The organism is Achromobacter sp. SIMBA_011 (genome assembly GCF_046535435.1).
In the GTDB taxonomy this organism is placed as follows: domain Bacteria; phylum Pseudomonadota; class Gammaproteobacteria; order Burkholderiales; family Burkholderiaceae_B; genus Achromobacter; species Achromobacter dolens.
Map to the genome: position 1 here is coordinate 318,531 of NZ_JAWRWN010000006.1, position 20,662 is coordinate 339,192.

The 20,662-nt window shown below is 61.4% G+C and carries 23 protein-coding genes and 1 tRNA gene; 9 read left to right on the top strand and 15 right to left on the bottom strand.

Annotated features, from left to right (window positions below; all coding sequences use genetic code 11):
• The first annotated feature begins 56 nt into the window (after positions 1–56).
• On the top strand, positions 57–383 hold the full coding sequence (locus SB816_RS21545) for a hypothetical protein (RefSeq protein WP_410547528.1): 327 nt from the start codon (positions 57–59) through the stop codon (positions 381–383).
• 287 nt (positions 384–670) lie between these two features.
• On the opposite strand, the gene SB816_RS21550 is transcribed toward SB816_RS21545, so the two are convergent.
• The 9 genes from SB816_RS21550 to SB816_RS21590 all read right to left on the bottom strand — a co-directional run bounded on the left by SB816_RS21550 (position 671) and on the right by SB816_RS21590 (position 7,133).
• Positions 671–1,198, bottom strand: coding sequence for a hypothetical protein (locus tag SB816_RS21550; protein ID WP_410547529.1), 528 nt, complete (start codon positions 1,196–1,198; stop codon positions 671–673).
• Positions 1,198–2,211, bottom strand: coding sequence for a hypothetical protein (locus SB816_RS21555; protein WP_410547530.1), 1,014 nt, complete (start codon positions 2,209–2,211; stop codon positions 1,198–1,200). Before SB816_RS21555 ends, SB816_RS21550 begins: the two co-directional genes overlap by 1 nt.
• A gap of 174 nt (positions 2,212–2,385) precedes the next feature.
• Positions 2,386–2,979, bottom strand: a complete 594-nt coding sequence (locus SB816_RS21560; protein WP_410547531.1) for a hypothetical protein — start codon at positions 2,977–2,979, stop codon at positions 2,386–2,388.
• A complete protein-coding gene (locus SB816_RS21565) occupies positions 2,976–3,356 on the bottom strand; it encodes a hypothetical protein (RefSeq protein ID WP_410547532.1) in 381 nt (126 codons plus the stop codon). Before SB816_RS21565 ends, SB816_RS21560 begins: the two co-directional genes overlap by 4 nt.
• A gap of 10 nt (positions 3,357–3,366) precedes the next feature.
• A complete protein-coding gene (locus SB816_RS21570) occupies positions 3,367–3,744 on the bottom strand; it encodes a hypothetical protein (protein WP_410547533.1) in 378 nt (125 codons plus the stop codon).
• 20 nt (positions 3,745–3,764) lie between these two features.
• A complete protein-coding gene (locus SB816_RS21575; protein ID WP_410547534.1) occupies positions 3,765–5,492 on the bottom strand; it encodes a toprim domain-containing protein in 1,728 nt (575 codons plus the stop codon).
• The gene (locus SB816_RS21580) at positions 5,489–6,571 is read right to left on the bottom strand and encodes a hypothetical protein (protein ID WP_410547535.1); all 1,083 of its coding nucleotides are present in this window, start codon (positions 6,569–6,571) and stop codon (positions 5,489–5,491) included. Before SB816_RS21580 ends, SB816_RS21575 begins: the two co-directional genes overlap by 4 nt.
• 11 nt (positions 6,572–6,582) lie before the next feature.
• Complete coding sequence (locus tag SB816_RS21585) at positions 6,583–6,828, bottom strand: hypothetical protein (RefSeq protein ID WP_155873500.1); 246 nt, start codon at positions 6,826–6,828, stop codon at positions 6,583–6,585.
• Positions 6,829–6,932: 104 nt separating this feature from the next.
• Entirely contained in the window at positions 6,933–7,133 is a 201-nt protein-coding gene (locus SB816_RS21590; RefSeq protein WP_410547536.1) for a hypothetical protein, read from the bottom strand.
• 152 nt (positions 7,134–7,285) lie between these two features.
• Between SB816_RS21590 and SB816_RS21595 the strand changes: the two genes are divergently transcribed.
• The 8 genes from SB816_RS21595 (at position 7,286) to SB816_RS21630 (ending at position 12,860) form a co-directional block, all read left to right on the top strand.
• A complete protein-coding gene (locus tag SB816_RS21595) occupies positions 7,286–7,492 on the top strand; it encodes an ECs_2282 family putative zinc-binding protein (RefSeq protein ID WP_175144014.1) in 207 nt (68 codons plus the stop codon).
• 361 nt (positions 7,493–7,853) lie between these two features.
• Positions 7,854–8,261 (top strand): helix-turn-helix domain-containing protein, encoded by a 408-nt coding sequence (locus tag SB816_RS21600; protein ID WP_410547537.1) that lies wholly within the window; start codon positions 7,854–7,856, stop codon positions 8,259–8,261.
• A gap of 89 nt (positions 8,262–8,350) precedes the next feature.
• Positions 8,351–9,319, top strand: a complete 969-nt coding sequence (locus SB816_RS21605; RefSeq protein ID WP_410547538.1) for a hypothetical protein — start codon at positions 8,351–8,353, stop codon at positions 9,317–9,319.
• Positions 9,320–9,698: 379 nt separating this feature from the next.
• Positions 9,699–10,103, top strand: coding sequence for a hypothetical protein (locus SB816_RS21610; RefSeq protein WP_410547539.1), 405 nt, complete (start codon positions 9,699–9,701; stop codon positions 10,101–10,103).
• The gene (locus tag SB816_RS21615; protein ID WP_410547540.1) at positions 10,100–10,921 is read left to right on the top strand and encodes a hypothetical protein; all 822 of its coding nucleotides are present in this window, start codon (positions 10,100–10,102) and stop codon (positions 10,919–10,921) included. The genes SB816_RS21610 and SB816_RS21615 overlap by 4 nt, the downstream gene beginning before the upstream one ends.
• Entirely contained in the window at positions 10,914–11,192 is a 279-nt protein-coding gene (locus SB816_RS21620; protein ID WP_410547541.1) for a hypothetical protein, read from the top strand. The genes SB816_RS21615 and SB816_RS21620 overlap by 8 nt, the downstream gene beginning before the upstream one ends.
• Entirely contained in the window at positions 11,189–11,572 is a 384-nt protein-coding gene (locus tag SB816_RS21625) for a hypothetical protein (RefSeq protein WP_410547542.1), read from the top strand. The genes SB816_RS21620 and SB816_RS21625 overlap by 4 nt, the downstream gene beginning before the upstream one ends.
• Positions 11,573–11,774: 202 nt before the next feature.
• On the top strand, positions 11,775–12,860 hold the full coding sequence (locus SB816_RS21630) for a tyrosine-type recombinase/integrase (RefSeq protein WP_410547543.1): 1,086 nt from the start codon (positions 11,775–11,777) through the stop codon (positions 12,858–12,860).
• Between the two features lie 16 nt (positions 12,861–12,876).
• On the opposite strand, the gene SB816_RS21635 is transcribed toward SB816_RS21630, so the two are convergent.
• The 6 genes from SB816_RS21635 to SB816_RS21660 form a co-directional block, all read right to left on the bottom strand.
• Positions 12,877–12,955, bottom strand: a tRNA-Ile gene (locus SB816_RS21635).
• A 7-nt stretch (positions 12,956–12,962) separates the two neighbouring features.
• On the bottom strand, positions 12,963–15,230 hold the full coding sequence (gene rpoD / locus SB816_RS21640; RefSeq protein WP_064523216.1) for an RNA polymerase sigma factor RpoD: 2,268 nt from the start codon (positions 15,228–15,230) through the stop codon (positions 12,963–12,965).
• A gap of 718 nt (positions 15,231–15,948) precedes the next feature.
• Positions 15,949–18,015 (bottom strand): DNA primase, encoded by a 2,067-nt coding sequence (dnaG, locus tag SB816_RS21645; RefSeq protein ID WP_064523213.1) that lies wholly within the window; start codon positions 18,013–18,015, stop codon positions 15,949–15,951.
• A 19-nt stretch (positions 18,016–18,034) separates the two neighbouring features.
• Positions 18,035–18,247, bottom strand: coding sequence for a 30S ribosomal protein S21 (gene rpsU, locus SB816_RS21650; protein WP_006218592.1), 213 nt, complete (start codon positions 18,245–18,247; stop codon positions 18,035–18,037).
• Between the two features lie 484 nt (positions 18,248–18,731).
• Positions 18,732–19,274 carry a phosphoribosyltransferase gene (locus SB816_RS21655; protein ID WP_025135229.1) on the bottom strand — a complete coding sequence of 181 codons (543 nt, stop codon included), beginning with the start codon at positions 19,272–19,274 and terminating at the stop codon, positions 18,732–18,734.
• Positions 19,275–19,356: 82 nt separating this feature from the next.
• Positions 19,357–20,652: an adenylosuccinate synthase gene (locus SB816_RS21660; protein ID WP_049075168.1), complete on the bottom strand. Its 1,296-nt coding sequence runs from the start codon at positions 20,650–20,652 to the stop codon at positions 19,357–19,359.
• Between the last annotated feature and the right edge of the window lie 10 nt (positions 20,653–20,662).

The window sequence follows — 20,662 nt, forward strand, 5'->3', positions numbered from 1 at the left end:
GATTCCTCCGCCGACGCCGCTTTCGATCGTTTTCTGACTACTTTCCGGAGATAAGCATGGAATTTACCTTCGCAGTTTTTTCGCGCCGCTGGGGCCATAACGACACCTACCGACTGACCAAAACGGCGACTGGCTGGGATATTCAGCACATGGCGCACAGTGGCCCCTGCGATCAGGAGGGCTCGCCCCACTTGATTGGGAACTTCAATCAGGACTACATCCGGTACCCGATCGGTGTCGGCGGTTTTCTGAGCTTCGTCTGGAGGCAACTGGACGCGCGCGACATAGACGACGCGAGAGCTCAAGAAATGATCCAAGAGATTGCGGACTGGGTTTCCGCGTGCGAAACGTCTCAGCCACGATGGGCCGGGTGGAACGCTTGATCCGATACGTTAGGTACTACAAGAATTAGCTACCCCGGCGCCCTCAGAACATTCAAACACGGATTGCATAGGCAGCTTTTCTGCGTGCATCCGCATCGGCGCTCCAGGCTTAATTGCTGCGTCGTATTGCGCGCAGTAGGTGTCAGCGCATTAGCGCACGATCTACGTGAAGTTGCGGAAGTAGCCGTGGCAGCGGTCGCACATCATTTGCAGCATAGTGATCTCCAATGAAAAAGCCCCGACGGTTGAGGAATCGTCGGGGCTTGGGGTAACACCGGACCCGGCAGCTACAGCCTTTGGTGTCGACTTCCGTAATGGTCAGCCAACTTCTTCCTAGCGTCGTCGTCGGTTGCCTGGTTGAGAAGAAGCTCGATTGGAACTATCGCAATTACGACAATCGCTATTTGCCAAATCGTGAGTAACGCGAGCAAAACAAACGAGATCCCGCGGAAGACCTCAACGTGGGCGATTGCGTAGGGAATCCTCTTGATGATCGGTGCTGCGACCCCTACTGCCAGCAGTGCTACCAGAATAATCGTCGAATGCACCGCCGGCGCCAACAACACGCGCAGGTTTGTAGACGAAGACTTGTCCTCCGCCTTTTTCCCGAAGGATAGCTTCAACCTCTCCGGATAGATAATGGCCAACCACGCCCCAACGACGGCAAAAATGATAGCAGCGGTGTTTCTCAATGCTTCATACAACGGCCATTGCTGCGCAAATGGGATTTGATACCCGACCCAGCACGCTCCCACGATCAGCAGTGTGCTGACGGCTATAGCTGTTGTGAAGAATAGAAATCTAAACCAAGCCATCAGATACCCCTTAGGAACTCCCTTCGCCGAGCAGCCAAGACCTCAGCCAAATCACGGACGGGAACAACTCCGTTTGCCGGAATCTGCAAATTTACGTTCACGGTGTTCCTCGACATGGCGCTATTGATCCAAATCGTCTCGCTCGATCCTGCCAGCTTGAAGCCGAGATCGTCGTACTCAGTCTCTCGGTCCGTGTTCAGTTCAGTCTGAATCATTTGCTCAAGCTCTTCCGCTGTCGGCGTGTAGTTGATCGCAATGTGAACCTTGGTGTCGTGCGTAAGCTCAGATGCCTGCTCGCTATCACGCACTCTCTGCGAAAGAATCTGGAACCAACTTCTATCGCGCCGCACACGCTGGATGAGATAGCTGTCGCGGATTACCGTGCGAATGTTCACCCGTTCCCGGCGCAGGCGCGCCACCTCACCAGGCTTAGATCGCACATTCGCGGTCACTTTCACGTGCGCCTTCGTGTGATCACCTTCACCGTTCAGATCTCGATACCCGATAATTTTGTCGTCTTCATCTTTGACGACGTAGCCACTTTCCGTTTTTAAGAACTGCTTAACGTATCCCAGCATCGGCCTAGCCGCAGTGATGGGATTCTCGAACCTTAACGTCGCAAATGCATTGTGCTGTGGCAAAAACCAAAAATAGGTCGGAAAGCCGGGGATAGACCCTTCCACTACGGGATTGTCGTGCACCGTGGGGGGCCGTCCCACGCGCGAGTCCCGAGCCAACGAGGCCACTTTACCGTCTGCGGCAGGAACAGTATTCCACGTTGCTAATAGCCAGTCATCACCAACTGGCTGCATGCCGAACACATAGACCGGCAGAGCGCCTCGATACAAGCGAGACGGCGATGCCAGTTCTGTCATGCCGACATCTTTGCCGGCAGACCACTCATGAAGCTCACGCATCGCGGGCCGGAGGTCGCCGAATAGCAGCGCCCGCGTTCCATGTCGGTAAAAACCAAAGTCTTCCAAATCAAAGAACGTAAGTGTCATGTCCGGCATTCTCAAGTGCTCCTTCTGTTTGTTGTAACGTGAGATTACAACAATCAACGAAGCCGCTTGTCTCCGGAATGCAAAAAACCCGCCGGCGTGCGCGTGGCGGGTTTCCTGGGACGGACTTCTGAGGAAATCCGTTATCACTGATTATGACGACCAAAAGCGCCACTGTCAAAAAAATTACGGGATGAAGCCGCCGTCACGCAGTAGCCGCTCGGCCGAGGCGTGGGCGGCCTGCTCTATTCCGTAAACCGGCTCTTCGCCCGCACGCTTCTTTCGTGTGCCTCGGATCCACTCCGCGGTCTTCACGTTGGCACGGTCTGCGCTTCTCTCGCTGCATTCATGCCGGCGCGCCAGGTCGTCCAGCGTGGGCGCCCAGTTCTCGTCGAAGTGGCGGCGCACAAGGCTAAACCGCATCTCGGCATTCACGCTCGACATCCCAAGAAATGCCGCCAGCGAATCGGCCAGCGTGCGCAACGACGCCAACCATTGCAAATGATCGCCGACGCCACCGCAGCACTTGCATTGCGTCTGCCGCTGCCCGTAGCGGGCATACAGCACGGCGAAGTGCAGCGGGGAAAGGCCGCGTTCCAGGAACTTTCGGGCGGTGCCCGTCTCGGCCGCGCCGTCCATCCCTGACAGCGGTCCCGGCTCGCCGAGGCGATCATCTGCGGCTCGGGCCATCGCTGGCCTGTTGGCCGTGCTGCGCTCATCGCTGAACGCATACGCCAGCGCTACAGCGAGCCGGGGAAACGGTGTCGTGCGCTCGGTCATGCGGCCTCCGGCAAAGCGTAGATCGGATACGTGGGTTCCGGTTCGCGGCTGCCCTGCGCGATCCGCAGCCAAGCGCCCAGCTGCCCGCGGGCCTCGGCATCATGCCGGGGGTGGAGGCGCCACTGGGTCAGGAACTCCGACGCGGCGGCGGCCGGCAGGCCGACCAGGTGTTTTGCCAGCAGGCGATCCAGGATCGGCCTGTCAGCCAGCGCCACGCCCCCGCGGCACCGCCAGCACCGGCAAGGCGAATAGTTGCCGAACAGCGAGCCGGCCCTCTTCGTCTCGCTCAAGTGGACGGTGATAGATGGCGCCCGCATCGGCGCGTCGGCCACATACGGGATCTCGGTCCAGGTTCCGGGGTCTTGTTGATCGAGCATGATCTATCCTTCAAACGATTCCAGGGTTGTAGGGAGGGACGCGCAACAGCCGCGCCACAAGCTCAACCGCGGAACCGTCCAGGACGGCCCCCTCGGTAAAGCGCAACACCTTCCAGCCCGCGAGGGTGGCGGCGTTGTACTTCTCGCAATCAGCGACGAATCCGGATCCTCGGATGTGACGCCCGTTCGTCCATACGCCGCCTTCAATCTCAACCGCCACTTTCTCGGCGGGCCACGCAAAATCGATGCGCCACATGCGCGGGGGCGCGAAGCGGTACTCCCGCTCCGGCGGCAGCACCCTCAGCGCGCGTAGGTCGCGGGCAAACCGTTCTTCCAACTTGCTCGGAGCCTTCGGGGCGCGCTTGACGGTGGCCTTGGTCGCTGGCAATCGAACGGGCCGGGTCGCCATTACGCCGCCCCCCGGTTCTGCATCGAGTAGATGGGCGCGCGACTGAAATGCGCGTAGTCCTGATACCGGCCCGTCACGCGGTCATAGTGCAACTCGACCATGCCCACCCGGCCGACAAACTTCTTGCGGATCTTCTGGACATGGATCTCCACCGGCTTGTTCTCGTCCTTGACGTGCCGGTAGACCGTGATGCAGTTATCGGCCTTGTTGCGCCAGTGCGCCGAACCCGAAACGTCGTAAGGCGTCGGAATGGGGTAATCACCCGAGTCCTTGTCCTTGTAGAGCTTCGCGGGATGCGCCACCACCCAGGCATGTACGTCGTGCGCCCGGCAGAACTTGCGGATCTGCGACAAGGCCAGGGAGATGTACTCGGTCTCCGTCTGGCCGGCTGCGCGCCCGTGTTCGATCTCGTTCCATGGATCCATGATCAAGCCGCGAATGCCCCTCCGGGTGACAAGGCGGCTCGCCTGCTCCAGCAGCGCGTCTAGGCTGGGGGTCTCCGGCATCATGAAGGTGAAGTGGTCCTCCAGAAAGTCCATGGCCCGGTCGAGATCGGCCACGCTCATGCGCTCGCTCGGGCCCGGGGCGAACGGCTTGCCGATGAACTTTTCCATCAGCTTTTCGCTGTGGTAGTCGGCGGGAAAGTTCTCGGGGGAGAAAACCCCGAAATTCCACCCCTGTTTGTCCGCGAGATGCACCGCCAGCGCGTCAAGCCATTCAGACTTACCGTGTCCGGGAATGCCGGTCACAAGGGTCCACTCGCCGGGCAAGACGGTGTAGTGCCCATCCATGCAACTCCACCCGGTCGGGGTGCCTCGCGTCGTTTCGCCTTCATAGCGGCGCAGGATTTGCGAGCGGAAGTCCGTCACCGAGAAGGTGCCCTCGATCGGCACCGGCTTCGCGTCTTCGATGCACTTTTGCAACACGTCCGGGCCGTGCTTGACCAGTACGTCGTTGGAATCCTTGCAGCCCTCCGGCCAGGTCACGATCTGGCACTTGTCGCGGCCCAGGCGGCGGACGAGTTCTTCCTGCAGGCGGCGGCCTGGCGCGTCGTTGTCCACGGCGATGATGTGTTCTCGCACATTGGCAAGCCGCTCGCTGTCCAGGAAGTCGAACTTGCTGTCGTAGTTCTTGGTGTCCGGTGTCGGGGCGCCATCGGGCACGGAAACGCAGTTCTTGAAGCCGCCCTCCTCCACCGACAGTTTGTCCATTTCGCCCTCGACCCAGATCAGCACGGCGTCGACGTCGTTCAGTCCGTACAGCACGCGCTGCGCCCCGGTGGCCAGCCGGAACAGCTTGTCACCGGTGCGGTACTTGACGTTGATCACCTCGTCGCCGTCCAGGTACGGGAACATGACGCAGGTGCGCTCCTCCTCGACCTGGGGGAAGTACTGCTGGCCGTAGCCGATGCAGTTGCGCAGCAGCGTTCCCTGGCTGATCCCGCGCCCAGCGAAGTAGTCCACGACGGCTTGGGGCAGATCGGTGCGGTTCACCACGTAGTCGGGCTTGCGGTAGATCTTCGGCGCCTCGGGCCGGCGTTCTTCGCCGTGGCCCAGCGACCCGCCCCAGCCGCAGTGATGGCAGTTCCACAAGCCCTTCTCGGTGTTCACCGACAGGCATGGGTAGTTCTTTTTCCGACGCGACGGCGAGCAGCGCGGGCAGGTGGTTTTCACCTCCACGCCGGTGCGGCCGCGCAGGTCGATGCCGAAGTCGTTGAAGGTCTTCACAGCACAGGCTCCGGGTTGCCGTCGGCGCCGAAGAAGCGATTTCCGACGCGGTAGCGGCCGCTGTCCAGTTGCGTCACACTCGCGCCCGGGTATCGCTCCTGGAGGGCAGCCAGCACCGACACGCGATCAACCGCCCCCGGAGAATCTTCGCCCGTGTCGTTGGCGATGAACCGGTCGATCTGGTCCGCAGACCGCAGAATCAGCTCGATCCCGTTGTACTTCTCCCGCCTGTCGTTCTGGCCCATGTTGTGTGGCGTCTTGCTGCAGCCACGGATGGCGCGCCGCAGATCATCGGGGCTATGGCCGTTCTTCAACGCGGTCCTGATCGCCCTGCGCCGTTTGTCGTCCAGCACCGAACGCGGCGATTGCATGACCTCCTGCCAGTAGGCGAAAAGCTCCTGGACCGGGTCTTGCTTGGGCGCCGCCGGTGATTCCAGGGCGACAGCGGGCGCCCCAGGGTCGGCGCCAGCCGACAAAGTGGGTTGATCTTTTGGAGACGGAGACGGAGACGGAGACGGAGACGGAGACGGAGACGGGGCAGTGCCAGATTCTGCTAGTGGCATGCTACTGGCACTTTCGGGCACCACCACAGGCACACTATTGGCACTTTCTAGCACTGCGGCAGAAGTGCCAGCGGCTTGCGCTTGGCACTCGGGAGAATCCTCGCCGCTTACGCTCCCGATGCGTTCGGCATACTCGGGCATGCGCCTGGCAGCCTCCTTGCGGCCGTATTTCTTGCACAATGCAGCCCAGCGTGCCTTCTCGCTGCGCGCTTCGGAACCGGCGACCCAGGGGTTGTGTTCTTCCCAGTCGTGAAGGGTCCGGCAGTATTCGTCGCCATCCAGAAAGCCGACATCGCGGAGCGTGGCGACGAGTTCCCCTTCGCCCCCGGCCCAGTCGACGGCAAGCTCGATATCTTCATCGGACAGGCCCGTCAGGTTCCCATCGTGCCTATTGGCAGCGCACCAGAGGAACAGGCAGACCAGGCGCCATGCGCCATCCCCGCCCAGACGGCGGACCAGCTTCTTGGTCTTCGGGTGCGTGGCCAAGCCCACGGCAAGACGTGCATCTGTTGCCATTCGGTGTTCGCCTATTCGCTCACGCCGTTTGCCTTAGCGGCAAGCAGCAAGGATTTCCCGAGCAAATAGGCTTGCTCTGGCGTAATCGGGCCGATGTTGACCACCATGGCATCCCGTATGGCAGGCTCGTCCTCGAAATTCCGCCCATCGATATCCACTAGGTACGGCAAAAACGTCAGCGATATCTGCGACTCTTTACCCACTTCTTGATAGACCTGCCCGCAATCGCCCACGATGAAGTCGAAGCTCTTGTTCATCTCCGTGTCCATTCCTTTCTTCTCCACATGAAGGCACAGCGCCGGGCCGGGTGGAGGAGTCCGGCTTTCGGGAGCTACCCGGGCGCGTGCACACCGTTATCCGCCTACGGCCTGAACCGGTGGCGGCGTTGAAAGTCGGCCCGGATGCGCTCTTCGCGCTCCAGGCCTCGATCGAAAGCTGCGATCCACTTGCGCATCGCGCGGCGGCGCCACAGCAGCCAAAGGCCGATGCCGCCCCCAATGGCCAGGGCCAGCGCCCACGTGATAGAGGCGAACAAGACCAGAGAGAGGACGGCGGTATCCATGGCTACACGTCCTCGGGGCCGATGCGGACGGCACCAGGCGCCGGCGGCGTCCGGGTGTCGCCGGGAACGTGGCGGCAAGAAATGAGGCGGCCAGCCCCAGCCGGATATGATTGGCGTTCCTCAACATCAATCAATTCCGAAAGGGGCTGACCATGAGCGACACGATTACCCTGTCCTGCGCGAAGTGTGGAAGCAAGGAATTCGACTACCCGGGCGGTGTCCAGGCAAATCTCAAGACCACCGACACCATCACCTGCAAGGGATGCGGAGCTGCCGGTACGTATGGCTCCGCTATCGAGAGCGCAAAGAAGCAGATCGCTGACCAACTCAAGCGAAGCCTCGGGAAATTCTTCAAGTAGACGGTGCCTCAAAGTGCCCAGGGCTTGGTCAGCCTGGGCACTGTCAAAGCGCAGCACAAGGGTGGTTTCGGCGTTAGGCATGGACGCCCCCCAGGGTGAGGGGCACAACAGGGTCCGCGGCGCCGAATGCGGCGGGACAAGCAAGCCGCAGAAACTGCAGCCGAGCTCGAGGAATCCCCTCATATCGCCACTGGGACACCGACGGAGGCCTCACTTCACAGAGGCGAGCAACGGCAGTTGTGCCGCCTAGGCGGTCAATGAGCGCGGAGTCGTTGTGTTTAAGTCGCATTGACTTATTATTAGGTACTCCTAATTTAAAGTCAACAACACACCTAATTTCTTTCCGAATAGGATTGCGTCTATGAATACTCTCGCAGACCGCTTGAAGGCCGCTATGGCCGACGCCGGCGTACGCCAACTGGACCTAGCCCGCGCCACAGGCGTCAGCGCGCCGTCGGTAAACAATTGGCTATCGGGCAAGACGCGGACCCTTAAGGGCGTGAGCTTGGTCAAGGCGGCCTCGGTTCTAGGCGTCAACGACTTATGGCTGGCAGAAGGCTCTGGCCCCCGCTTGCGAACTTCTGGCCCCACCCCTCTCCCCAAGCCGGAGGAATCATGGCCGTTCCGCTCCATCAGCCCTGGGCGATACGCCCAATTGCCAGACTACATAAAAGGGTTGATTGAAGGCCGTGTCCTAGCCGAGATCGAGGCATGGGAGGCACGCTCACGCTCTAACGAAGACACCTCACCTCAAGCGCGCCACGAATGACCAAGGCTCAGATGGTATATCGACGGTTGGCGTCTCGGCTATCGCCCGATACGCTCAGCCGCTGAACGGAAGCCCGCACAACCGACGACATGGCTCTCATCGATCTCGTTGATGTCTTTAAGTACTTCAATCCTCTCCACGGCACCTTTTACGGGCAGGCAAGGCTGAGCGACATTGCTCGTCGCGCTAGACACCATCTCGTGCCAGGGCGGAAGCTAGACGAGCTTCGGAATGGAGTCGGAGATATCCAGGCCATCATCGCGTGGCAGACCGAGAGGCTGGAGGAAGAGCGGGAGCAGAACGTAGCCCGCAGGGTCGATGAACTTCGGGACTTAATTCTAGACGTTGAGTGGCGGGAGAGCCGCGGCGAAACCTTCTACGCGCCGGATGAGTATTTTGAGTATCGAAAGCTCTTCAGCGCGAACGGTTACAGATTGGAATTTGACGGCGACGCGACTTCGATCGGCTTTCCTCCGATAGACGAGGAATACACTGATCTGGAGTTGTTTAAGGCCGCTTTCGACGTCGACGACTGGGAATGGCGTGAGATGAAGAATGCGACCGAACAAGAGATGTACGCAGTCTTTGCCCTCTGGAAGTTGGACGAAGCTGCGAGATTGCTTCGACTGCGCCAATTATCGGTGACAAACACAGACGACGGCGGTACAGAGCTAGTTGAGACAAAGATTCCCATTGGAAGCGAGCATCACCTGTGGCGCCTATCCGTTGTCATGGATCTGGCTATTGAGGCAATGGACGCGGTATGCACCTCTGAGCATATCGAATCCACATGCTCGCATCGGGCCTCCGTGGCGGCCACAGTCAAGACGACGTTGTCGGACCGAGCACGCCAAGCTGCCCGTCAAAACAAGAAACACCAGGAAGTTAAGCAACTGAAAACTGAGCTTTCGGACTGGTACATGGCTAACTACGAAGAGTTCAAGAACTTGAGCAACGAGAAAGTAGCCGAGTTAGGCATGAAAGTCGTGCCACTGCCTTTTCGTACCGTCCGAGACACCATTGCAGCCTTAAAAAAGACTGTTCACCAAGCTAGCTAAACGTACATTCCGCACGGCGCCTGTACCACTTGCCAGCTAATCAGATGCCAAGGCCGTTAGGTAGGCATTACGCTGCAGCATGGTCACAAAAAATTTGCAACGCAGTTCAGCTCACTATGGATGTCATGTCGCGAGCCGGCATGCGCCCAGAACGTTCACCAGCGGCCCCGAGGCACATCAATCCGCTCAAAAATCCCAGAAGGCGGTCCATCAAGCGCCCAGCCAATATTAGGTACACCTATTGACTCGATCTTAGGTGTGCCTCATTATTCAGTTTCCTTACGCAAAACAAAGCCCCGACCGTGGAGCGATCAGGGCTTTTGAGCGAAGTACCGCAGTGGAGCTGCGGCCCTCAATCTGGACGGCTTAGGAGGCCAATATGTCCAAGAAAGATATCCGCCCGCAAGGCGCGGAGGGGATTTCTCATCCCTGCAATGTAGCAAAAGCATCGTTGACCGTCAACGAATCGTCAACGTCGGCCCCCATTGACACCCAGCATTTCGTCTTTGGCCCAAGCATCACCAAAGAAGCTGGCCACCGCAAAGTCCTTCCTTTCATCAGCTTCGCGGAAGATGCGCATGCCGCCTCAGCCGGCATCGAGAGTCTAGTTGGCCTGCTTCGATGCAGCATGATGGATCCGGATTCCGATGACCTGAAGCTGTCGGCGTATGACACCGATAATCTGCTTGGGTTGGTGCAATTCACTGCATGGGCCTTGCATTCCAAGTGCAGTGATCTGCAGCGCTGGGCGAACGAGCACCTCACGGCTGGAGGTGCCGAATGAGCAAGCGGACCGATACCGTCCTGCACATCACCCCGGCTCAATACCGGGAATATGCGGAAATCGCCAAGGCCCACGGCATGGTGCTGCGCCTGTTTGAGCAGCCGGCTCGCATCATCGGATTGGTCGGTGGCCTCGACCCCGCTGCGATCGACGCAACATCCAGCAGCGAGATCGGATCGCTGGTCGAAGTCCCCTTCCTGCTTCTCTGCTCGAGCATCAATGCGAGCGAGGTCCGTCGGCGCGGGCAAGATCGCTACGAGTGCGATCTGAGCAAGCTGACCGATGCCGAGATGTATCGCTTCTGGCTGTTCCACGAGATCGGGCACAAGGCGAACAACTACAGCACGCTGTCCTATCAGTTCAAGCATTTCGGGAAAGATCCGCTCTATGCAGACACGTTGTGCCGCATGGAATATGCCAACGAAGTGCTGGCGGATAGGTGGGCTTGGTCGCAGGTATGCGACCGGCCGATGCCACTCACTCCGCGCGGCCAGAAGCACCAGGAGGCACTGGCGGCGGAACTCGCGTACCTGGACGGGATCACGGGAGGACCGCGCAACCACGCCAACCCCTGGCCCCATGTACAGCCGGGCCGATATCACGCGGTGCCGCTCCGCATGCTCGCACGCAGCGACGCGGCTCTCTGGATCGGGCCTGATGTCTCGCCAGCAGTGACACGGCGGGCGCAGGAATACGAAGCAAAGGTTCAGCGGAACCCCGGCCACTACTTACCCGAGTCCCTGCTTTTGAGCGATGGAGGGAGCCAAGGCTGCCGACCTGTACACACCTTTGGCTCGCTGGAGGTGAAGGATGAGTAAGGTGCGCACCCCTACCGAGCAATTGGCGGCGGCCGTGCGCGGCCGCGCGCTGTATACGCGCCTGTACGACAAGGCCACAGCAGAACTCTCCGAGGCCAAAGCGGAGGCGGCTGCCATGCGCGAACGCTGCGCCACACTGGCAAGCGCGCTCGAGATCACGACTCGCATTCTGGACGCCTCGGCGGATCCGCAACTGAAGGCCGGCGCCGCCGCGGCGCGAAGCCTGCTCAACACGGCTGGGCGTCCGACTGAAGCGGAGAGGAAGGCATGATCACAATCATCGAACTCCTAAACCAGCGTCGGCGGGCCCTACTCATCCAGGAACTCGAGCGCCAATGGCCAGGCTGCGGCGCCCACACGAAGCGCAACCAGGTCACGAAGCAGGACGATGTGGTCTGGAGCCTACTGCTGCCTAAGCACGTGGACGCGGAAATTCGGGTCTACGTGCGCGGGTGGAATGCTGCGATGGACGACGCGCGGCGAGTCATAGCTGCGGCAAGCCCTCTGGAGGGCAGCGACATCCCGGTCGCCGCGGCAAATAGCGGCCACGGCCCGCGGGCCGCGCGACCACCAGGCCGGCGCGACCCGGTGGCCGCCCGGGCAGCAAGAGCCGGCCTGGAAAGCCTCTTCGATAAGGCGGACGAGGCATGACCGAAGAAATCGCCATCTCCCTACGGGAGGCGGCGAAGCGGTTGGGACTGTCCTACCAAACCGTGTTCGCCAGCCGAAAACAGATCGGCTTCAGACTGCCGGGCGGTCGCGCCTGGCGCGTCTGGCCATCCCAACTTGCCCTGCTGGGGCAGAAAAGCAACAATGTGACCCGGCTATCGCTGCAGGTCGACGGAGATTCACCATGTCAATCCGCAGAGACAAAGCATCCGGGGTTTGGCAGATCGACATCTGCTCGCCAGGCATCCCGAGAATTAGATGCTCTTCTGGCACCACAGAAAAAAAGGCCGCCCAGGAGTACCACGACCGACTGAAGGCTGAAGCTTGGCGAAAAGTGAAGTTTGGGGAGGAACCGACCCACACTTTCGACGAAGCCGCGCTGCAGATGCTCCGGCTTTCGGAAGGTCAACGGGACTACGACACCAAGGTGCGCCACGTCAAATATTGGCGTGGTGCCCTGGGTGGCGGCACGGCAGTCAGCTCTTTAACAAGCGGGGCCATACTACAAGCCCTGCCGACACACACGAGCCACGCTCACCGCAAGGCAAAACCTCTCACTGCGGCAGCGAAGAATCGCTATCTTGCTACCATCCAGCGCGTGTTGTCGCTGTGTGTCGAATGGGGCTGGCTCAACCGCGCCCCCAAGCTCCGCAAATTCGTCGAACCGGATGTACGCGTTCGCTGGGAGCCACCGGCCGTGATCGTGCGCCTGATTCAAGCCATGTCCACGGATTGGATGCGCGAAGTCAGCCTATTTGCTGTGGCTACCGGGATGCGGGCAACAGAAGTGCTGTCCCTATCCTGGTCGCAGGTCGATATGGGCAAACGTCACGCCTGGATCACGCATGGCCGTGCCAAGAACAAGCGGGCGCGTGCCGTCCCGCTCAACTCCGACGCGATGGCTGTGCTGCAACGCCGGCGCGGAACTCACCCCATCCTCGTCTTCAGCCGGCGCCCGCGGCCTGGACGTGAACCCGCCCAGATCAGCCAGATCGATTCTTCGATCCTAGCCAGTGCTTGCAAGCAGGTTGGAATCACCGGCTTTCGCTTCCACGACTTTCGCCACACCTGGGCGTCATGGCATGTTCAGGCCGGCACGCCACTGATGGTCTTGAAAGAACTGGGGGGCTGGGAACGGATCGAGATGGTGCAGAAGTACGCCCACCTTGCCCCGACGCACCTCGCCCACCACGCTGAGAACGTCAAGATTACGTCAATGTCGGAGCTGGAAACGAAACAGCCGCCATTGCTGGCGGCTGTAAATACCTGATTTATCGGGTATTTTTTGGTAGGCCCCCCGAGAGTCGAACTCGGCACCAACGGATTATGAGTCCGCTGCTCTAACCAGGCATGAGCTAGAGGCCCAGGAAACTTATTGCCCTTCCAGGAAGCTCTTCAGCTTGTCGGCCCGGCTCGGGTGACGCAGCTTGCGCAGCGCTTTGGCCTCTATTTGGCGGATGCGCTCACGCGTGACGTCGAACTGCTTGCCCACTTCTTCCAGGGTCTGGTCGGTGCTCATTTCGATACCGAAACGCATGCGCAGCACCTTGGCCTCCCGCGGGGTCAGAGAGTCTAGCACTTCCTTGACCACGTCGCGCATGGAACCATGCAGCGCGGCGTCCGAAGGCGCGAGGGTCGAGGTGTCCTCGATGAAATCGCCCAGGTGCGAATCGTCGTCGTCGCCGATCGGCGTTTCCATGGAGATCGGTTCCTTGGCGATCTTCAGGATCTTGCGGATCTTGTCCTCGGGCATGTCCATCTTCTGCGCCAGGGTCGCGGGATCCGGCTCGGCGCCGGTTTCCTGCAGGATCTGGCGGCTGATCCGGTTCATCTTGTTGATCGTTTCGATCATGTGGACCGGGATACGGATGGTGCGCGCCTGGTCGGCGATGGAGCGGGTGATGGCCTGACGGATCCACCACGTCGCGTAGGTCGAGAACTTGTAGCCGCGACGGTACTCGAACTTGTCCACCGCCTTCATCAGGCCGATGTTGCCTTCCTGGATCAGGTCCAGGAACTGCAGGCCGCGGTTCGTGTACTTCTTGGCGATCGAGATCACCAGGCGCAGGTTGGCCTCGGTCATTTCGCGCTTGGCCTTGCGGGCCTTGGCTTCGCCGGTGGCCATGCGCTTGTTGACGTCCTTGAGGTCCTTGAGCGGCAGCACCACGCGGGTCTGCAGATCGATCAGCTTCTGCTGCAGTTCCTGCACGGCGGGAATCTGGCGCTCCAGCGTTTCGGCGTACGGATGGCCCGCGGCCACTTCGTCGACGACCCACTGCAGGTTGGTTTCGTTGCCCGGGAACACCTTGATGAAATGCGTGCGCGGCATGCCGGCACGGTCCACACACGTGTGCAGGACGGCGCGCTCGAGCTGGCGCACTTCTTCCACCTGGTTGCGCAGCGTGTCGGCCAGCTTCTCGACCATCTTGGCGGTGAAGCGGATGCCCATCAGTTCGTTCTGGATCGACTCTTGCGCGCGCACGTAGACGTCCGACTTGTAGCCGTCCTTCTCGTACGACAGGCGCATCTTGTCGAACTGCTTGCCGACCTCGTCGAACTTGGCCAGCGCCTTCACGCGCAGGTCTTCCAACTGCTTGCTGGACATGCCGCCGGCGGGGCCGTCGTCGCTCTCGTCTTCGTCGGCGGTGACACCGGCGCCGGCGTACTCTTCGCCGTCTTCCGGATCGACCAGGCCGTCGACCACTTCGTCGATCTGCGCCTGGCCTTCACGCACGCGCAGGACGTGGGCGAGGATTTCGTTGATGGTGGTCGGGCAGGCCGAGATGGCCATGACCATGTGCTTCAGGCCGTCTTCGATGCGCTTGGCAATCTCGATTTCGCCTTCGCGCGTCAGCAGCTCCACCGAGCCCATTTCGCGCATGTACATACGCACGGGGTCGGTGGTGCGGCCAAAATCGGAGTCCACGGTGGTCAGCGCGGCTTCGGCTTCGTCTTCGACGTCATCGTCGTTGGACGCGACCGGCGCGTTTTCGCTCATCAGCAGCGTTTCGGCATCGGGCGCCTGGTCGTAGACCGCGATGCCCATGTCGCTGAACGTGCTGATGATGCCGTCGATGGCTTCGGCGTCGACCAGGTCGTCAGGCAGATGGTCGTTGATTTCGCCGTAGGTCAGGTAGCCGCGATCCTTGCCCAGCTTGATCAACTGCTTGAGGCGGTTGCGGCGGGCTTCGTATTCTTCGGCCGAGACGGGGCCGCGGGCAATCAGATCCTTGGGATCGGCCTTGCCGCGCTTGCCGCCACGCTTGGGCGGCTTCAGATCCGGCAGGACTTCGCCTTCGCCGTCCATGGTGTCGTCGAAACCGTCGGAATCGTTGTTGGCATTCTTGGCCGGGCGGCCGGGGCGGCGGCCGCTGGGGACCGGACGCGCGCTGCCGACCAGATCGGCGAGCTTGTCCTCGGCCTTCTTGGCACGCGCCTTGGTCACCTTCTCGGGCTTGTCTGCCGCCGCCGTCTTGGCAGCCGCCTTCTTGGCGGCCGTCTTCGCGGCAGGCTTGGCGACCTTCACCGCCGTCTTGGCGGGCGCTTTTTCCGCCGCCATGCTGACGACACGCTTGGCCTTGGTGGCCAGGGTGTCGGTCGCATCAATTGCAGAGGAGGATTTGCCGGTGGATTTGGTCATAGTCGCTTCCGTGGTCGTCGCAACCCGTTCGGGCATGTGCACCGCATGAAACCGCTGCCGGGCAAAGGCCCATCGCGGCATCCATGCGGGTAAAACTGGTGAATCGGCGGAACCCCTGCGGCTGCGTTGTTCGCGGCACAAGCTCTTGCGAGCCCGCCTGGCGTCATTGCGGTCCGTGACCGGCTGAACGCCTGGCGTGCATGGTTTCATCCAGCCGCGGACTCCCGGCATCGAGGGGGGCTGTCTGCCTATAAATAGGCGTTGCTTGCCTGGCGGGCCTTGCCCTTGGCAGCTAGATAGACACAGCACCCAAACCTCAGACGCGACGCGAAGATAACCGCCGCCGAACTGCGTGATTCACCACTCAGCTATAGTAATTAACTATGTAACAAATTTGATGCGCACGTCCGCTTTTTTTCGCGCTGGCGCTTGGGGCTCATCCACCCCAGACCGACCCGTTCAACCGGTATCCGCCTTGCCCGCCAGCCCGGCATCGCTTCAGCCGACCTGCCCATCAAACCCTAAAACTATTAGATTCCAGCAACGGAAATAGATTCCGTCCGCCGTTCTTTTTCCTGCCGCTTGCGCAGTCGTTTTCGCACAACCGTGCCCCAACACTGGCGCGATAGCGAAGACTCATCGCAATACAGCCAACAACTACAGCCACACAACGGTTTGCGGCAATGCCGCGGCGGGAAAACCCTTGATTTTACCGCATTTAGCGTATGCCGGCACCTTTGAGCACCAGCATCCGGCTCGACAGCTCCAGGTAGCGCTTGCGCGCCTCCTCGGTCGCCAGGCCGGCCGCGGCCAGCTTGGCCATTTCCGCCTTCGCCGAATCGAATTCGATGCGCCGCAGCGCATCGTCCCATTCGGTTTGCGGATCCGGCAGATCTTCCTGGGACAAAATGTCGACCCGCAGCCCCTTGAGCACCGTGGCGAGATCCGAGTCCGGCTCGGCCGCTTCCAGCAAGGCGCCCACATGGCGGGCGCCGCTGGATTGGGCCAGCATGATCAGATCCCTTACCAATCCTAGATGGGGGCCGTGGTCGATGACTTCAAGCTGCTGGTCGCCCATGGAGTCGACCAGTTCCGGATGGGCCAGCAACAGACTCAACAGCCGCTTGGCCAGGGACGGCATGGTGCGGCGCCCTTCGAAGCCGCCGACGTCATCGCGCTTGCCCTTCCAGTTGCCCTTGCCGCCTTTCCAGTCGCCTTTGCCCTTCCAGTCGCTCTTGCCCTTCCAATCGCCCTTGCCTTTCCAGTCCTGCTTGCCACCGCCGCCACTCCAGCCGCCGCCCGATTCGCCGCCTGGCGACGAGAATTGGCCATAGTCCACGTACTCGCCATCGTCGGCGGGAATGTCGTGAAAATCGTGGCCAGCGAAGTCGTAGCCGCCTTCGTGCGGCACGCTACCCTCTTGCGGCGCCGGTGCGCCGGCGTTGCCCGCCTCGCCCGCGGCCGGCTTGGCCGGCGCGCCGAACGGCTTGGCGGGTTGCTGCGCCAGCACCTGCGCCATTTCCTCCGGCGTCAGTTGCACCAGCTTGGCCATCTCGCGTTCGATCTGCACGCGCAGCGCGCATTCCGGAATCGACGCCAGAAGGGGCTTGGCCTCATGCAGGCAACTGGCGCGCCCTTCGGCTTCGTCCATGTTATGGCGCGAGGCCAGCTCGTCCAGCAGGAAGCGCGACAACGCCACCGCCTCGCCCAGGCAGGCGCGGAACGCTTCGGCGCCCAGTTCGCGCACATACGAATCCGGGTCATGCTCGGTCGGCAGGAACAGGAAGCGGATGGCGATGTCGTCGCGCAGCACCGGCAGGCACGCCTGCAGCGCGCGCCACGCGGCCCGGCGGCCGGCGCCGTCGCCGTCGAAGCTGAAGATCACCTTGTCGCTGGTACGCAGCAACTTCTTGACGTGATCCGGCGTGGTCGCGGTGCCGAGCGTGGCGACGGCATTGGCGATGCCCTGCTGCGCCAGGCCGACCACGTCCATATAGCCTTCGACCACGATGACTTGACCTTCCTGGCGGATCGCCTGACGCGCTTCCCACAGCCCGTACAGTTCCTGACCCTTGGAAAACAGCGGGGTTTCCGGCGAATTCAGGTACTTGGGCTCGCCCTTGCCGATGATGCGGCCGCCAAAGCCGATCAGGCTGCCGCGCGCATTGCGGATCGGGAACATGATCCGTTCGCGGAAGCGGTCGTAGCGGCGACCGTCCTCGGACTCGATGACCAGGCCCGACTCCACCAGGGTCGGATCTTCGTAATTCGGAAAAACCTGCGACAGCCCGTGCCGGTCCGTGCCGGACCAGCCCAGCCCGAAATGCGCGGCGATCTCGCCGGTCAGGCCGCGCTGCTTCAGATAGCGGATCGCGGCGGGCGACGCGCGCAACTGCTTCAGGTAATGGGCTTGAGCGGCATCCAGCACCTGCGTATGGCGGGACTCCTCGGCCTTGCGGCGCGCGGTTTCCTGCTGCTGGCGGGGACTGCGATTTTCTTCGGGGACCGTCATTCCCGCCGAAGCCGCGAGCGTGCGCACGGCCTCGGGGAAACTGGCGCCCGTGTGTTCCATCAGGAAGGTGATGGCACTGCCGTGGGCTCCGCAACCAAAACAGTGATAGAACTGCTTGGTGGGGCTGACAGTGAACGACGGACTTTTTTCGTTATGAAAGGGGCACAGGCCAAGCAAGTTGGCCCCACCCTTTCGCAACTGCACGTACCGCCCGACAACATCGACGACGTCGACCCGGGCGAGTAGTTCCTGGATGAATGATTCTGGAATCAATAGATTCGGGAATCAGAAATCAATACAGGCGCGGGGGCAGTTGCTGGCTACGGATGCGCTTGTAATGACGCTTCACAGCGGCGGCGTGCTTGCGCTTGCGCTCGGCCGTGGGCTTCTCATAGAACTCGCGCGAACGCAGTTCGGTGAGCAAACCGGTCTTTTCGATGGTGCGCTTGAAGCGGCGCAGAGCGGCTTCAAACGGTTCGTTTTCCTTCAGTCGAACGATAGGCATAAAGTGATTGGCCTGCTTGTAGGGTAACAAAAGTTGATGACAAACCTGGCTTGCTTACCAGCAACGCCACGTGGTTCCGGACGGCGAACCGCCTGTACGCTCAGGCCGCAGACTATGCACGCGTCAATAGTAATCGCGCATGCAGTCCGGACCAAGAGTTCAAGAGCCCCGCGTACAGGATTCCCTGCCCGCCGACCTCTTTGCTTCCAGGCGCCAGCGCCAAGAGCCTTGCAGCGCTAAAGTCCTAAAATCGGCTGGCTCTAGGGCCGGCTGGCTGCTGACTGGCAAAAGTCTCCAGGGCCGGTTGCGTTACCCAAAGACTACCTAAAGAGTAACAAGCCAAGTTCGGTTTAGCGATAACCAGCGATTCTAGCATGGTCATGGCTATTTTGACTACCCGGGGAACCGTCTGGCGCCCTGCCCTCGCACGGTCGTGCCGCGCATCGGTGGCGGGGATCGCCAGACTATCCGTCCCCATATTATTTCAACCCTTGGAACCCTTGCGGATCCAGGCTTCAAGCTGGTGCGGACGCAGGCTGTCGTAATCCTCGAACGGCTGATGGATCCAGGGGTTGGTCGGCAGCTTGTCGACGTAATAGTCGGGCTGCGCCTGGGAATGCCCCTTCCACCACAGCACGGCGCTGCGCAATTCGGTGATGTCGGCGAACTGGCTCTTGAGGTGGTCGTACACCTTCATGAACGTCTTGCCGGTATCCACCATGTCGTCCACCAGCAACACCCGCCCGGACAGCGTGCCGCGCGTGATGGTGATGAACTGCGCGATATCCATATCGCCCTGTTTGGTGCCCGCGGCCTCGCGGTAGCTGCTGGTCGCCAGAATGCCCAACGGCACATCAAAAATACGGGACATGACGTCGCCCACGCGCATACCGCCACGCGCCAGGCACAGAATCTTGTCGAACTCCCAGCCGGACTGATGCACCTGCAAGGCCAGGCGCTCGATCAAGCGGTTGTAGTCGTCCCACGTCACCCACAGATGGCTATCGTCATTGGTTGGCGCGCTCATAGGCAAGGATCTCCTGCGTGAAAATACGAAAAGGCCGCCGCCGGTATGAGCCGGCGGCGGCCTTGCGAATAATAACCCGATGTCAGCCCTTCAGGGGATGACGCAGCACGATGGTTTCGTTGCGGTCGGGACCGGTCGACACCAGGTCGATCGGCACGCCGCAGACTTCGGCCACACGCTCCAGGTAGCGACGGGCGGCCTCGGGCAGCTTGTCGTACTCGGTGATGCCGACGGTGGATTCGCTCCAGCCCGGCAGCTCTTCCAGCACCGGCTGGGCTTGCGCCACGGCATGGGCGCCGTAGGGCAGCACGTCGCGGAATTCACCGTTGACGCGGTAGCCCACGCCCAACTGGATGGTTTCCAGGCCGTCGAGCACGTCCAGCTTGGTGATGCACAGGCCGGTGATGCCGTTCAGGCGGACCGAGCGCTTGAGCGCGGCGCCGTCGAACCAGCCGCAGCGGCGCGGACGGCCGGTGACCGAGCCGAATTCCTTGCCGATGGTGGCCAGGCGGGTGCCGATCTCGTCGACCAGTTCCGTGGGGAACGGGCCCGAGCCGACGCGCGTGGTGTAGGCCTTGGTGATGCCCAGAACGTAGTCCAGCGACTGCGGACCGACGCCCGCGCCCGCCGAAGCGGCGCCGGCGACGCAGTTGCTGCTGGTGACGAACGGATAGGTGCCGTGATCGACGTCCAGCAGCGCGCCCTGCGCGCCTTCGAACAGCAGGCGCTTGCCTTCCTGCTGCATGGTGAACAGCGTGCTGGAGACGTCCGCGACCATCGGGGCGATCGCCGGCGCCAGCGCCATGGCCTGATCACGCACTTCGTTGGCCGAAACGGCTTCGGCGCCCAGGTACTGGGTCAGCACGAAGTTGTGGTAGTCCAGCACTTCGGCGAGCTTTTCGTCGAACAACGCGGGGTTGAACAGATCCTGCACACGCAGCGCGCGGCGGGCGACCTTGTCTTCGTAGGCCGGGCCGATGCCGCGGCCGGTCGTGCCGATCTTGCCATCGCCCTTGCGCGCTTCGCGGGCCTTGTCGACGGCCACGTGGTACGGCAGGATCAGCGGGCAGATCTCGGAAATGCGCAGACGCGAGCGCACGTCCAGGCCGGCGGCCTCGAGCTCTTCGATTTCCTTGAGCAGGGCCTCCGGCGACAGCACCACGCCGTTGCCGATGAAGCAGGTGACGCCGGGATGCATGATGCCCGACGGGATCAGGCGAAGAATCGTCTTCTTGCCATTGATCCACAGCGTGTGGCCGGCGTTGTGGCCGCCCTGGAAGCGAACCACGCCCTGGACGGATTCCGCCAGCCAGTCGACGATCTTACCCTTGCCCTCGTCACCCCACTGGGTGCCGATTACGACTACGTTCTTGCTCATGTTACGAATC